13 protein-coding genes are annotated in these 12,994 nt (G+C 73.5%); 4 read left to right on the top strand and 9 right to left on the bottom strand.

The window, feature by feature from the left end:
- Positions 1 to 29: 29 nt before the first annotated feature.
- The 4 genes from BN3788_RS03310 to BN3788_RS03295 all read right to left on the bottom strand — a co-directional run bounded on the left by BN3788_RS03310 (position 30) and on the right by BN3788_RS03295 (position 2,912).
- Entirely contained in the window at positions 30 to 431 is a 402-nt protein-coding gene (locus tag BN3788_RS03310) for a DUF456 family protein (protein WP_066582426.1), read from the bottom strand.
- 28 nt (positions 432 to 459) lie between these two features.
- On the bottom strand, positions 460 to 810 hold the full coding sequence (locus BN3788_RS03305) for a hypothetical protein (protein WP_066582425.1): 351 nt from the start codon (positions 808 to 810) through the stop codon (positions 460 to 462).
- Between the two features lie 120 nt (positions 811 to 930).
- Entirely contained in the window at positions 931 to 1,587 is a 657-nt protein-coding gene (locus BN3788_RS03300; protein WP_066582424.1) for a LuxR C-terminal-related transcriptional regulator, read from the bottom strand.
- 2 nt (positions 1,588 to 1,589) lie between these two features.
- A complete protein-coding gene (locus BN3788_RS03295) occupies positions 1,590 to 2,912 on the bottom strand; it encodes an ATP-binding protein (RefSeq protein ID WP_066582423.1) in 1,323 nt (440 codons plus the stop codon).
- A 379-nt stretch (positions 2,913 to 3,291) separates the two neighbouring features.
- Between BN3788_RS03295 and BN3788_RS03290 the strand changes: the two genes are divergently transcribed.
- The gene (locus tag BN3788_RS03290) at positions 3,292 to 3,993 is read left to right on the top strand and encodes a LiaF domain-containing protein (RefSeq protein WP_066582422.1); all 702 of its coding nucleotides are present in this window, start codon (positions 3,292 to 3,294) and stop codon (positions 3,991 to 3,993) included.
- Positions 3,990 to 4,382 carry a hypothetical protein gene (locus BN3788_RS03285; RefSeq protein ID WP_066582421.1) on the top strand — a complete coding sequence of 131 codons (393 nt, stop codon included), beginning with the start codon at positions 3,990 to 3,992 and terminating at the stop codon, positions 4,380 to 4,382. The genes BN3788_RS03290 and BN3788_RS03285 overlap by 4 nt, the downstream gene beginning before the upstream one ends.
- A 116-nt stretch (positions 4,383 to 4,498) precedes the next feature.
- Here BN3788_RS03285 and BN3788_RS03280 read toward each other — a convergent pair whose 3' ends face one another.
- Positions 4,499 to 4,972, bottom strand: coding sequence for an aromatic ring-opening dioxygenase LigA (locus BN3788_RS03280; RefSeq protein WP_066582420.1), 474 nt, complete (start codon positions 4,970 to 4,972; stop codon positions 4,499 to 4,501).
- A gap of 184 nt (positions 4,973 to 5,156) precedes the next feature.
- Positions 5,157 to 6,347, bottom strand: a complete 1,191-nt coding sequence (locus BN3788_RS03275) for a glycosyltransferase family 4 protein (protein ID WP_066582419.1) — start codon at positions 6,345 to 6,347, stop codon at positions 5,157 to 5,159.
- Positions 6,348 to 6,584: 237 nt separating this feature from the next.
- On the opposite strand from BN3788_RS03275, the gene BN3788_RS03270 reads away from it, so the two are divergent.
- Both BN3788_RS03270 and BN3788_RS03265 read left to right on the top strand, forming a co-directional pair.
- Complete coding sequence (locus tag BN3788_RS03270) at positions 6,585 to 8,159, top strand: glycoside hydrolase family 6 protein (protein ID WP_082812530.1); 1,575 nt, start codon at positions 6,585 to 6,587, stop codon at positions 8,157 to 8,159.
- A gap of 58 nt (positions 8,160 to 8,217) precedes the next feature.
- The gene (locus BN3788_RS03265) at positions 8,218 to 9,669 is read left to right on the top strand and encodes a GGDEF domain-containing protein (protein WP_147525040.1); all 1,452 of its coding nucleotides are present in this window, start codon (positions 8,218 to 8,220) and stop codon (positions 9,667 to 9,669) included.
- A 60-nt stretch (positions 9,670 to 9,729) separates the two neighbouring features.
- Here BN3788_RS03265 and guaA read toward each other — a convergent pair whose 3' ends face one another.
- From guaA to BN3788_RS03250, 3 genes are all read right to left on the bottom strand, one after another.
- Positions 9,730 to 11,310: a glutamine-hydrolyzing GMP synthase gene (gene guaA, locus BN3788_RS03260; RefSeq protein ID WP_066582417.1), complete on the bottom strand. Its 1,581-nt coding sequence runs from the start codon at positions 11,308 to 11,310 to the stop codon at positions 9,730 to 9,732.
- A gap of 47 nt (positions 11,311 to 11,357) precedes the next feature.
- On the bottom strand, positions 11,358 to 11,780 hold the full coding sequence (locus BN3788_RS03255) for a DUF3817 domain-containing protein (RefSeq protein ID WP_066582416.1): 423 nt from the start codon (positions 11,778 to 11,780) through the stop codon (positions 11,358 to 11,360).
- An 81-nt stretch (positions 11,781 to 11,861) separates the two neighbouring features.
- Positions 11,862 to 12,974 (bottom strand): hypothetical protein, encoded by a 1,113-nt coding sequence (locus tag BN3788_RS03250; RefSeq protein ID WP_066582415.1) that lies wholly within the window; start codon positions 12,972 to 12,974, stop codon positions 11,862 to 11,864.
- Positions 12,975 to 12,994 lie beyond the last annotated feature (20 nt).

The following is a 12,994-nucleotide window of genomic DNA, read 5'->3' as shown; positions in this document are numbered from 1 at the left end:
CGCACGCCGCGGGTGGCGCAACGCGGGCCCTAGGTCATGACGACGGCGACGGCCCACGCGGCGGTGGCCAGCAGGGCGCCGGCCAGTTCCACGAGGATCGTGATCCCCGTGGCGCGGACCGCCGCCCGGGTGGCCGCCCAGGCGGTGGCGTGGTCGCCGTCCCGCACCCGCTGGGTCGCGTAGACCCCGCCCACGAAGCCGAGCGGCAGGCCGACGACGGGCACCACGAAGAACCCGACCACCCCGGCGATGCCGCCCCACACCAGCGTGGAGCCGGGCACCCCCGCCCAGTCTCTTACAGCTCCACCAGTGAACGCCGCCCACACCCCGACGGCGGCCAGCACCAGGACGCTGCCGGGCAGCACCTGGACGACGACGCCGACCAGGCCGACGGCGATCACGAGCGCGGCGACGAGGTCCCCGGGGCTCATCGACCGGCCTCCGGCCTGGTGGCCGAGGTCAGCGCCAGAGCACCGCGATCGCGACGTTGACCACCACGAGGCCGGCGACGGCGCCCACGAACCCGCGCGTGACCTTGGCGGGCTTCTTCACGCCGTAGACCACGACGCCGGTGGCGACAGCCGCGATGAGCAGCTTCACGCCGACCTTCATGTTGTTGATGTGCTCGGGGCCGGCGACGCCGGACTCGGCCAGGCCGACCATGAGGATTCCGGTGACGAGCGCCGTGAGGATGCCGTGCAGTGCCCCAGCCGGCAGCGTCGCCTTCTTGAGCCCGGCGAGCGCGCCACCGAAGACGATGGCCCAGCCGAGCAGGTGCAGGACGAGGAGGACGTTGTAGAGGATGGTCATAGACGCCAGCCTAGGGATTCGTCGGCGGCGGCAGAGCCCGTCTGAGACGCCGACGGGGTGATCTTCCCAACACTAGTGTCGGGAACTTCTCGACAGGGCCCCGCGTTCACGCCCGGGGCGTCACAGCAGCCGTCGGGCGGCTGCCCACCGGGTGAGCTCATGCCGGCTCGAGAGCTGGAGCTTGCGCAGCACCGCGGAGACGTGCGTCTCCACCGTCTTGATGGAGATGAACAGCTCGCTGGCCACCTCGCGGTACGAGTAGCCGCGCGCGATCAGCCGCATCACCTCGCGCTCCCGGGCCGAGAGCCGGTCCATCTCGTCATCCGCGATCGCCACGTCCCCCGCCGCGGTGCCGAACGAGTCGAGCACGAAGCCCGCCAGGCGCGGGGAGAACACCGCGTCACCGCCGGCCACCCGCCGCACGGCGTCGGACAGGTCGGGCCCGGAGATCGCCTTGGTGACATACCCGCGGGCGCCCGCCCGGATGACCGCCACCACGTCCTCCGCGGCATCGGACACCGACAGCGCCAGGAACCGCGTGCCGCCCAGCAGGTCCATGCACGTGCGGATCACCTCCGCGCCGCCTCCGCCATCACCACCGGGAAGGTGCACGTCCAGCAGCACCACCGGAGGACGCAGCTCGCGCACCACCCGCACCGCCTCGTCCACCGAGGCGGCCTCGCCGACCACGTTGACGCTGCCATCCAGCGACGCCCGCACCCCCGTGCGGAACATCAGATGGTCGTCGACCAGCACCACGTCGACAGGTCCGCTCATCGTCACGCCTCTCTCTGCGGCTTCGCCGCGTCGTCGCGCACGGGCACGCACAGGTGCACCTCCGTGCCACGACCTTCCTTGGACTGCACCGTCGCGGAGCCGCCCCTGCGCCGCACCCGGCCCATGATCGACTCACGGACGCCGAACCTGTCGGACGGGATCGCGTCCACATCGAAGCCGTCGCCCCGATCGCGCACGAACACCTCCACCGTCTCGTCGCCCACCTCCAGGTAGAGCGAGACCGGCGGGCGGCCATGCACCACCGCGTTGACCAGCGCCTCGCGCGTGGCCTGCAGCAGCGCCTCGGTCTGCGCGTCCGGGACACGATCCCCCACCACCACCGTGTCCACCGCGACCGCCTCGCCGGTGGGCCCCGAGCGGGAGTCCTCCACCTCGGCGACGATGGCCCGCAGCGCCGCGGCGACCGAGGTGCCCGGCGCCGGCCGGTCGTCGTACAGCCACTCGCGCAGCTCGCGCTCCTGCGCGCGCGCCATGCGCGCGACCTCGGCCGGATCGTCCGCCGCGCGGGCGCGGATCAACGCGAGCGTCTGCAGCACCGAGTCGTGCAGGTGGGCGGCGATGTCGGCCCGCTCGGACTCGCGGGCCCGCGCGGCGCGCTCGTCGCCGAGCTCGCGCACCAGGCGCAGCCACCACGGCGCCAGCACCAGCGCCACGCCCGCGAGCACCGCCACCGCGGCGATCGTCACCTGGAGCAGCGCCGCGGGCTCGGTGTCCTGCGCGACCAGCAGGAGCACCCCCCCCCCCGCCCGCACCAGCCCGCCGGCGAGCCGCAGCACGCTCACCGGCGTGCGGCCGCCCGTCCGCGAGCGCATCCGCCCGCGCTGCATCGCGTCGAGCTGGCTCCAGCCCAGCGTGATGCCGGCCAGCAGCAGGACGAGCGGAAGCACCCAGGACGTGTCGATCGTGGCGCCGGTGCGCACCGCCACCAGCACCGCGGCGCCGGCGAGCAGCACCGCCGCCGTGGCAATGTCGGTCACCGGCAACCGGCGCAGCCGCTCGGCCCCCACCCCCTGCACGCGGGCGAGACGGGTCAGCGCCGGCGGCCGGGTCTCGCCACCCGCCGTGGCCGGATCACCCGAGGGGACCGTCACCCACAAGAACACGTACAGCGCCGCGCCCAGCCCGCCCGCCAGCGTCATCCCGACCAGCGCCCAGCGCACCAACGTCAGTGACACGTTGAGATGCGCGGCGAGCCCCAGCGCGACCCCGCCCGCCACGCGGCCGCCGAGGGGCCGACGCAGCGGCAGCCGAGTCGGCGCCGGGGTCGGCGGGACCCAGGCGGGTGCGGGCTCGGGGGGGTGCACCCCCCGATGATCACACCTCGGCGCCCACCCCGAGGCCACCAGCACGCCGATTCAGGGGCGCCGCGCTGGTGAATCAGGGTCGGCTCAGGGCAGAGCCCGATGGGCTGGGGGCCTGGGACACGACAGGATCGTCACATGGACACGCACCTCCCGGGGCAGTCGGGCCCGGGCCCGACTGCCCCGGGGCCTACTCTTATACCCAATTCCGTGTCCACGAGACAGGCCGGAATATTGCTAGTCGTCTTCTCTTTCAAAAAAAAACCCCTACCCGCCGCATCCCTACCCGCCGCACCCCGCGACGCCCTACCCGGCGCCGTCGACGCCGTATGCGCCGTACGCGGCAAGCGCGCCCTCACCCGGCGCCCCTCCCCTCGAGCAGGTGGCCCAGCTCATCGACGGCCCCCCGGCGCCTCCGCGCAAGCCGCGCGTCCGCGGGGCCAGCGCGGCCACGCTCGGCGTGATCACGGCGCTGATCTTGTTCGCGCTCGCGGGCCTCATGGTGGCCGACCGCTTCGGCGTCTTCCACGGGCCCGTGCTGCTCACGGCGGCGGGCGTGGCCGTCATCCTGCTCGGGCTCGGCGTCGTCTACTCAGGCCTGCGCGGCCGCTCCAGCGGCGTGCTCGGCACACTCGCCGTCATCGCGATCATCGTCGCGGCGCCGGTCGCCGTGTTCAACAAGCCCGTCTGGAACGTGGACGGCGCCTGGCGGGCGATCGGCGACGAGACGTTCGTGGTCGGCACCCGGGACGCCGCGGCGTCGGGCTACAACCTGGGGATCGGGGACAGCACCGTGGACCTCACCGGGGTGCCGTTGACCGGCGAGACGCTGCTGGTCCCGGTGTCGGTCGGCGTCGGCGAGCTGCGAATCCTCGTCCCGGAGGGCGCCTCGGTGAGCGCCGAGGTCCGCGCCGGGGTCGGCGACGTCACATGGCGGGTGGACGGCGAGACCCGGCGGTCGAGCGGCGTGGGCATCGGCACCCAGCGCTTCTCCACCGCGGACGTCGCGAAGGGCGCCGACGCCCAGCTCGCGCTCAGCGTCGACATCGGCGCCGGCGACATCGTCATCGAGGAGGACAAGTGAGCACGCAAGGCCACGACCACGAGGGCGACGACAGGACTCGCGCGGAGGACACCGACGTGCTGGGGCTATTCGACCCGCCCGCAGCGGACACGTCCGCCCCCACGTCGGAGCCCACGTCGTCGACGATGCCCCTTCCGCCGACCCCGCCGGGCCCTGCTCGCCAGTACTCCTCGACAGCGCCGGCTCCCGCGCCCGAGCGCGAGCACGCGCCGATGCGGGTCGGCACGGTCGTGTGGGGCCTGATCCTCGCGGCCGTGGGCTTCGGGGTGGTGGCCACCGCGTCCGGCGCCGAGATCGACATGCAGCTCGCGCTGATCTCCCTGATGGGGATCGGCGGCGTGGCGCTGCTCGTCGGCTCCGTCGTCACCGCGCGGCGCCGCCGCGACTGATCTCGCGGGCGGCGAGGGAGGGCTCGCCTACCGTGGCACACACTCGGGCCCGGTTCCGCAGCGGATGCTGCGGGACCGGGCCCGAGTGGATGGTGCGAGGTGCTGGTTGCTGGTGCTCAGACGGTGAGCACCGGGGAGGCGTCGTCCGCCGCGACCGCGGGGCGCGAGCCGATGGCGCGGAACGCCCAGCCGGTGAGGACGAACAGGACGCCGAGGCCCATGACCAGGGCGGCGACACCGAAGGCCACGACCGAGGTGAAGAGCGAGGCACGGAGGAAGGAGCCGTTCATCGCGGTGGCGCGCAGCGGGTCCTCCTTGTCGAGCTCGGCGTAGGTCTTGCCCTCGGTGGCGGACAGCGCGTGCTCGTTGATGATGTCGGCCTGCGAGAACGCCGTCCACGGCGAGTTGACGGTCTGACCGCCGAATGCGGCGTCCTCGGAGACGGTGATGCGCTCGTCGGCGAGCTTGGCGGAGACGGCGCCCCAGGTGACGCCGCCGGCGACGATCAGGAGGATCCCCGCGATGATGGAGAGGACTCCGACAACGCGGATGCCCTTGGAACGATCGGTGGTTGCGACAACGCTCGACATGTTGCTGATCCCTTTCAGATACCCCACGCCCGGGACCGACGGTGTCGAACCCGGTGAGATCCGGTGGATCTCACAGGAAGAACTCTGCTGCACCGCGACCACCCCGCGTTGGGACGTTAGTCACGGATGTCCCCGGGCCTAAACATCGGCGCATTCCACTCGACATCGGGGACATTCACACAGGTCAGAGCTTCACCCGGTGGTCCACCGTAGCCAAACGGACAGCCCGGCGGTATTCGGCGGCCGCCACGTCGAGGATGCGGGGCCACCCGAAGTCGGGCGGTGACGAGCGATTGTGGGCGCGGATCTCGGCGAGCAGGCGGGTGTCTCTCACCAACCGCACCACGGCTCGGGCCATATCCGCGTCGCTCCCCGCGAGGAGGCCTTCGGACCCCTCGGCGACGAATTCCTCGATGCCCGTCCCGCGCCGCGCGACGACGGCGAGGCCCGCCGCGCGCGCCTCGAGCGCGGCCAGCCCGAAGGACTCCAGGGCGGCCGGCGCGAGGAACACGTCGGCCCCCGCGTAGGCGGCGCGCAACTCGGCCCGCGAGACGCGTCCGCGCAGTTCCACGAGGTGCGGCGCGCGCCGCTTGACCCTCGCGGCGATCCGGCGCCGCGCCGGGCCGTCACCGAAGACCGTGAGCCGCAGGCTCCCGGCCGGGAGCTCGTCCGCGGCCGCCACGACCACGTCGACCAGGGCTGATGCGCGTTTTCGCGGAGCCAGCCGAGTCGCGGCGACGAGCCTGAGCGGCGCTCCCCCGGGCGGCTCGTCGGCCAGCCTGGCGGCGCCTCCGGCCTGGCGGGGAGGGCCCGGCCCGCCCGGAGCATCCGGCCGCCAGGCGTCGAGGTCGACGCCGTTGGGGAGCACGTGCACCGGCGCCCTGAACACCTCCGCGACCCGCCGCGCGGCGACCTGGCTGACGGCGCTGAGGGCCACGGGCGCCTCGCGCCAGCGGGTCGCGCGAACGGCGGCGCGCAGCGCGAGGACGGCGCCGTCGAGCATGCAGTGCCAGGTGATCGCGGTCGGGATCCCCTGCCCCACCGCGACCCGAGCGCCGTCGAAGGCGAAGGGCGAGACGACTCCGGCGTGCACGTGGGCCACGTCAGGACGAAGGTCCTGGAGCAACGACCGCAGCACCGCGGGGGCGCGGGGGTTGACGGGCAGCTCGAACGGCAGCGCCATGCCGATCCGGTGCACCGTGACGCCGGGCGCCGAGCCCGCGCCGATGGCATGCCACGGGCCCGGGTCCGGGGTCGCGGTGAGGACGTGCACCTCGTGGCCGGCCGCGGCTTGGCGGGCCGCCAGGTCTCCGACCTGCGACTCGATCCCGCCGGTGCGCGGCGGGTAGCAATCGGAGATATGGGCGATTCGCACCTTCCCGAGAGTAGCCATCCCCGCAGGCGGGGGCATGTGGACGCCCATGCTGAGCCACGTGGGTGACCGCGTGGCAGTGAAACGTTTATGTCCACTTCATCCCTATTGACACGCTCAGTGGCCCGGGTGATCGTGACGCCACCGCCGGTCACCCGCACCTGGCCCCGCGCTGCCGCGGGGCCCAGCACAGCGGAGGCAACGAGGCCAGCCCGGCGGCCCGACGTGAGGGGACCACGCATGCCCGTCGCACCTCCACCCCGCCGCCCGATCGGCCCCGCCGCTGCCGCCGCCGCGCTGGCCATGACGCTCGTGATGTCGGGCGCCTCGTCCGCCGTCGCCGGGGGCGCCTCCCCCGCTCCGCAGCCCGAGGCCGGCTCGTTGTACGTCGACTGGGAGAGCTCCACCCTGCAAGCCGCCGAGCAGCTCAGCGGGCAGGCACGTGACGACGCCGTGCTGTTGGGCAGCTTCCCCTCGGGCACGTGGTTCACCTCCGGGACCCCGGCCCAGGTCCAGGCCGCCGTCGACGAGCACGTCACCGCCGCCGCCGCCGAGGGCGCGGTCCCGCTGCTCGTCGCCTACAACGTCCCCTACCGCGACTGCGCGCAGTACTCGGCCGGCGGCGCGGCGGACACCGCGGAGTACACCGCGTGGATCGACGCGTTCGCGGCAGGCATCGGCGACCGTGACGCCTACGTGGTGCTCGAGCCCGACGGCCTCGGCATCATCCCCTGGTACACCACGGTCAACGGCGACTCCGAGTGGTGCCAGCCGGCCGAGGCCGACCAGGCCACCGCCGCCTCGGAGCGCTTCGTGCAGCTCAACCACGCCGTGGACGCCCTCGCCGCGCTCCCGGCCACGAAGGTCTACCTCGACGGCACCCACAACGGCTGGCTCGGGGTGGGCGACGCCACCGACCGCCTGATCAAGGCGGGCGTCGAGCGCGCCGACGGGTTCTTCCTCAACGCGTCGAACTACCAGGCCACCGAGAAGGTCTCCCGATACGCCGGCTGGGTCTCCGACTGCCTCGCACTGTCCACCCAGACGTGGTGGGAGCCGCAGTGGTGCGCGAGCCAGTACTACCCGGCGAGCCCGGACGACCTCAGCACCTGGCACCTCACGGACGCCGCCTATGACACGGCCTTCGCCGACACCGGCCTGACCCGTGACCGTCCCGCCCAGAAGCACGCCCTCATCGACACCAGCCGCAACGGCCAGGGCCCGTGGACCCCGCCCGCCGGGAAGTACACCGACGCCGAGGACTGGTGCAATCCGCCCGGGCGCGGCCTGGGACTGCGCCCGACTCTGCAGACCGGCGACCCGGTGATCGACGGCTACGTGTGGATCAAGGTGCCGGGCGAGTCCGACGGCAAGTGCTACCGCGGCACCGGCGGGCCGCTGGACCCCGAGCGGGGCATCGAGGACCCGGCCGCCGGCGGCTGGTTCCCCGAGCAGGCCGCCGAGCTCATCGCCCTCGCCGTGCCGCCGGTCGAGGCGCCCGCCTGCCGGGTGAAGTCCGTGGTGCACGGCTCCTGGCCCGGCGGCTTCATCGCCCAGGTCTGGGTGACCAACACCGGCACGACGCCCCTGTCCGGCTGGGACCTGCGCTTCGCCCTGACAGGCGGAGGGAAGGTCGTGGACTCCTGGAACGTGGACCTCAGCCAGTCCGGCCAGGTCGTGGACGCAGGCAACCTGAGGTGGAACGCGCGACTCAACCCGGGCAGCACCGTGACCTTCGGGTACGTCGGATCCGGCGCCTCGGGCGACACCTCGCTGCTGCGGCTCCTCGACGGGAAGGCCTGCAGCGTGGGGTGAGGGTGCGATCACCCGGGGAGTCCCTCACGGCGCCCCCCAGTCGGCCGATGGTCTAGGTGTGGAGCGACGACGCCTTCCTGCACACCTGGCCGTGGCGCTGGGGGGCGCCCTGCTGTGCGCGCTCTACGTGGTCAGCAGCGGGTTGGCGCGCAGCGTCGTGCTCGTGCTGGCGAGCGCGGCGCCCGCCGCGGTGGTGCTCACGCATCTGGCCCGCCGTCGATTCGCTCGATCGATCCCGTGGCGGTTCCTCGCGCTCGGGCTCACGTCGCTGACGGTGAACGGCCTCGTGTGGCTCGCGCAGGTCGGCCTCGGCGACCACACGGTCGCCGAGGGGCCGATCGCCGCCGGGTCGCTCATCGCGGGGTACCTGCTCCTGCTCGTCGGCGCCGTCCTCATGCTCACCCCGTTCGCTCGCCACGACGGCGGGACCCTCGTCGAGGCCGGAGTGGGGTGGCTCGCGTTGGCGAGCGTGCTGTGGGTCGTGCTCCTGCACCCGGCCCTGGTACGCCAGGCAGCCCCCGGGCCCGAACGCCTCAACACCCTCCTCATGGTGCTGCTGGTCAGCGGGATCGCCGGGATGCTGCTGTCCATCGCTGTGGTGAACCGCGCCGCCCGGCCCGCCCTGCTGTACCTGCTGCTGGCGGTGACGCTCACGCTCCTCGGGACGGTCGCCCGGACCCAGACGTACTCCGCCGCCGACGGGAGCTCCGCGCACTGGATCGGCCTCGTGTGGATCGTCGCCTACGCCGCGGTCGGCGCCGCGTCAGTGCACCCGTCCTCCTCCGCACTGACGGCGCCGGCTGAGGCGCCCGCCGACCGGTTGAGCATCACGCGGCTCACCCTCTTGGGCCTCGCGCTCGGCCTCAACCCGGTGCTCGCCGGCATCCAGCAGGCGCTCCGTGGGGACGTGGACTGGATGCTGCTCACCGTCTCCACACTGGCGATCGTGCCGCTCGTCGTGATCCGCATCGGACGGCTCGCCCGCCGCCAGGAGGAGGCCGAGGCGGCGCTCGCCCACCTCGCGTCGCGTGACGAGCTCACCGGCCTGGTGAACCGCCGCATCGCGATCGCGCATCTGACCGACGTCCTCGCGAGGGTCGAGGCGGGCGCCGTGCCGGGCGTCACGGTGCTGTTCCTCGACGTGGACGGGCTCAAGGCCGTCAACGACCAGCACGGCCATGGCGCGGGGGACGCGGTGATCTGCGCCGTCGCCCGGCGAGTCGACCGCGCCTCGGGGCCTGACGCGCTCACGGCCCGGATCGGCGGCGACGAGATCCTGGTGGTGGCCGTGGGCAGCACCGAGCGGCGGGACGCGCTGGGCGGGGGTGGGCGCGGCGGGCTGGACGGCAGCGTCGAGATCGGCGACGGGGTGCGCGTCTCGGCGACCGCGGCGCTGGGCGACTCCTGGGTGGGCGGCGGCGAGCACGCCGACGCGGCCCGGGTGATCGCGGAGGCCGACCGGGCCATGTACCGGGACAAGCACCGGCAGGCGGAGCACGGCCGACGGTGAGCAGGACCAGAGCCCGAGACGCGACACGGGCGTGAGCTGCTGCTCACGCCCGTGCGTCGCTCACTCCCACTCGATGGTGCCCGGCGGCTTGCTCGTCACATCGAGGACCACCCGGTTGACCTCCGGCACCTCGTTGGTGATGCGCGTGGAGATCGTCGCGAGCACGTCGTAGGGCAGGCGCGTCCAGTCGGCCGTCATCGCGTCCTCGGAGGACACGGGGCGCAGCACGATCGGGTGGCCGTAGGTGCGGCCGTCGCCCTGCACGCCCACCGAGCGGACGTCGGCGAGCAGCACCACGGGGCACTGCCAGATCTCGCGATCCAGTCCGGCCTTCGTGAGCTCCTCGCGGGCGATCGCGTCGGCCGCGCGCAGCGTGTCGAGGCGATCGGCGGTGACGTCGCCGACGATGCGGATGCCCAGGCCCGGCCCGGGGAACGGCTGGCGCCAGACGATGCCCTCGGGCACGCCGAGCTCGAGGCCCACCGCCCGCACCTCGTCCTTGAACAGCGCGCGCAGCGGCTCGACGAGCTCGAACTGCAGGTCGTCCGGCAGGCCGCCCACGTTGTGGTGGCTCTTGATGTTGGCCGCGCCCTCGCCGCCGCCCGACTCGACGACGTCGGGGTACAGGGTGCCCTGGACCAGGAACTTCACGTCCTCGCCGTGGGCGCCGGCGTCCGCGACGACCTCGCGCGCGGCGTCCTCGAAGACGCGGATGAACTCGCGGCCGATGATCTTGCGCTTGGTCTCCGGGTCGCTCACGCCCGCGAGCGCGGACAGGAAGCGCTCACGCGCGTCCACGACCATGAGCTTGACGCCCGTGGCGGCCACGAAGTCCTGCTCGACCTGCTCGGCCTCGCCCGTGCGCAGCAGCCCGTGGTCCACGAAGACGCAGGTGAGCTGGTCGCCGACGGCCTTCTGCACCAGCGCGGCGGCCACCGACGAGTCGACGCCACCCGACAGGGCGCAGATCACGCGGGCGTCACCGACCTGCGCGCGGATCGCGGCGACCTGGTCGGCGATGACGTTGCCAGGGTTCCAGTCGGGCTTGAGCCCGGCGCCCTGGTAGAGGAAGTTCTCGAGGGCCTTCTGGCCGAGCGGGGAGTGCTTGACCTCGGGGTGCCACTGCATCCCGTACAGGCGCCGCTCGCGGTCCTCGAACGCGGCGACGGGCGAGCCGGCCGACGTCGCGAGCACCTCGAAGCCCTCGGGCGCGGCGTGCACCGCGTCGCCGTGGCTCATCCACACCGACTGCTCGTCGGGCGAGCCGGCCAGGAGGGTGCCCTCGTCGGACACCTCGACGGCCGTGCCGCCGTACTCACGGGCGCCGGTGTGCGCGACGACGCCGCCGAGGGCGTTCGCCATGGCCTGGAAGCCGTAGCAGATGCCCATGACCGGCACGCCGGTCTCGAAGAGCGCGGCGTCGACCGACGGGGCGCCGTCGGCGTACACCGAGGCGGGGCCGCCGGACAGGATGATCGCGGCCGGGTCCTTCGCGAGGATCTGCTCGACGCTCGCGGTGTGCGGCACGATCTCGGAGTACACGTTCGCCTCGCGCACGCGGCGCGCAATGAGCTGGGCGTACTGCGCGCCGAAGTCGACGACGAGGACAGGCCGGGGGGTCTGCGGAGAGGACTGTGTCACCCCGGCAGGATAGTCGCCCCAGCCGGGAGGCCCGTCCCCCGGACCGCTCAGCGAGCGGCCGCGGCAGGACCTGCTGAGATGCGGGCCAGCGCGTCGGCGTGCACCCGGCGCTCCAGCACGAAGGACATCACGGGCACGACGCCCGCGAGCGCGAGCGTGACCAGGCGGCTGAGCTTCCAGCGCATCTTGGACCAGAGGTCGATGACCGCCGCGAGGTAGACGACGTAGACCCAGCCGTGAATCGGCGCGATCCACCACCCCAACACGTCGTTCACCTCGCCGTCCGCGCCCACGCCGTTCACCTGGAACACGTACTTGAGCACGATCTCCAGTGTCAGCACGAGCAGCATCACGCCGGTGATCCACGCCATCGCCCGGTAGCGGCCCAGCGCGCCGCGCTGCTTGGCGGCCCGGGGGTCGACCGCGGCGGGTCCGGCGTCGGTCGTCGGGGTGGTCTCGCCGTGGGTCATCTCGGGTCCTCTCGTGCGGCGCCGTCAGCGCCTGTCGCGTCGTGGCCGCCCTGATTCTCCCCCACGAGCGCGCTTGCGCCGTCAGCTCGCGGCGGCGGCGCCCCCATCGAGCACGCGGATGCTGTCCTGGATGCCCTCGACCAGGTCCTCGGGCAGGTCCACGCCGCTGAGCTGCAGCGCCACGGTCGTCCCGGAGGCGGGCGCGGCCGCTGCCCAGAACACCCCCTGGAACGTGGTCCCCGCGCCGTCGACGTAGGTGTAGTCGTTGCGGACGACCTCGAGTGAGTCCGTCTCGACGGGGGTCGAGGTCGCCGTCGACGTGTAGCCCGGCACGCCGCCGATCTGGGCGCCCGCGACGAACGTCGACAGGCCCTCGTCGGCCCCGTCCTGGCCGAAGTCGGGGCTGCCGATGAGCAGCGCGGACGCGTCGGCGAGGTCCTCGGCGTCGGCCCATCCGACAGTCCACAGCTCATCGCCGTCGGCTGTCGCGACCCACCCCTCGGGGACCGCGACCGACAGGTGGCCCACCTCATGCCGGGTCCAGCCGTCCGGGGTGCTGGGGCTGGAGCCGGACGTGCACGCGGTCAGGGCTGTCGCGACGACGGCGCCGGTGACGAGCAGCCGGGCGCGGCGACGGGCGGCGGTGATCATGCGGGGGGACCTCCGAGGTAGGACGCGGTGGGTGGGGGTGGGGACGCCGGCGGTGTCCAAGCGCGCGCCACGAGCATGCCAGTGGCTGTCCCTTATACACATCCGACCCCGCCGACGCTCGTACGCCCGCGGCCCTCGTACGCTCGTCTCCCGTGCCGCCGGCGGTGTCCAAGCGCGCGCCACGAGCATGCCAGTGGCGGCGCCTGCGGCGAGCGCGATGGCCAGCGGGACGACGGCGAGCGTCGCCGCGGCGCCGGAGGCGAGCGCGTCACCCGCGCGGGCGGCCGCCGCGAGCCCGAGGGCGAGGGCGAGCACAGCGACGGGCGCCGCGACGACCACCCCGGCATGCCAGGTCGGGCGGGTGCGCGGGCGCAGCGTGACGGTGCCGGCGACGACGCCCAACAGCGGCGGCACCACCAGGAAGGCCCAGGACGCGCCCACGCTGCCCTCGCCCATCCCGCCCGCGAGCAGCACGCCCACCAGCAGCAGCGCCCCGATGTAGCCGGCCACGCTGAGCAGCCACGGTCGCAGCCAGGTCTTCATCGCTCGTCCCACCCCGCCCC

Origin of the sequence: Cellulomonas timonensis (assembly GCF_900046455.1) — a bacterium.
Classification (GTDB): Bacteria; Actinomycetota; Actinomycetes; order Actinomycetales; family Cellulomonadaceae; genus Cellulomonas_A; species Cellulomonas_A timonensis.
Note: the sequence above shows the minus strand (reverse complement) of the source record. Positions and strands in the feature narration are given on the sequence as shown.

Bases quoted from the DNA above. Each gene is read 5' to 3' on its own strand.
- BN3788_RS03280 (WP_066582420.1), bottom strand. From the start codon at position 4,972: ATGTCGAGCGTTGTCGCAACCACCGATCGTTCCAAGGGCATCCGCGTT.
- BN3788_RS03300 (WP_066582424.1), bottom strand. From the start codon at position 1,587: ATGAGCGGACCTGTCGACGTGGTGCTGGTCGACGACCATCTGATGTTC.
- BN3788_RS03305 (WP_066582425.1), bottom strand. From the start codon at position 810: ATGACCATCCTCTACAACGTCCTCCTCGTCCTGCACCTGCTCGGCTGG.
- BN3788_RS03270 (WP_082812530.1), top strand. From the start codon at position 6,585: ATGCCCGTCGCACCTCCACCCCGCCGCCCGATCGGCCCCGCCGCTGCC.
- BN3788_RS03310 (WP_066582426.1), bottom strand. From the start codon at position 431: ATGAGCCCCGGGGACCTCGTCGCCGCGCTCGTGATCGCCGTCGGCCTG.
- BN3788_RS03250 (WP_066582415.1), bottom strand. From the start codon at position 12,974: ATGAAGACCTGGCTGCGACCGTGGCTGCTCAGCGTGGCCGGCTACATC.
- BN3788_RS03255 (WP_066582416.1), bottom strand. From the start codon at position 11,780: ATGACCCACGGCGAGACCACCCCGACGACCGACGCCGGACCCGCCGCG.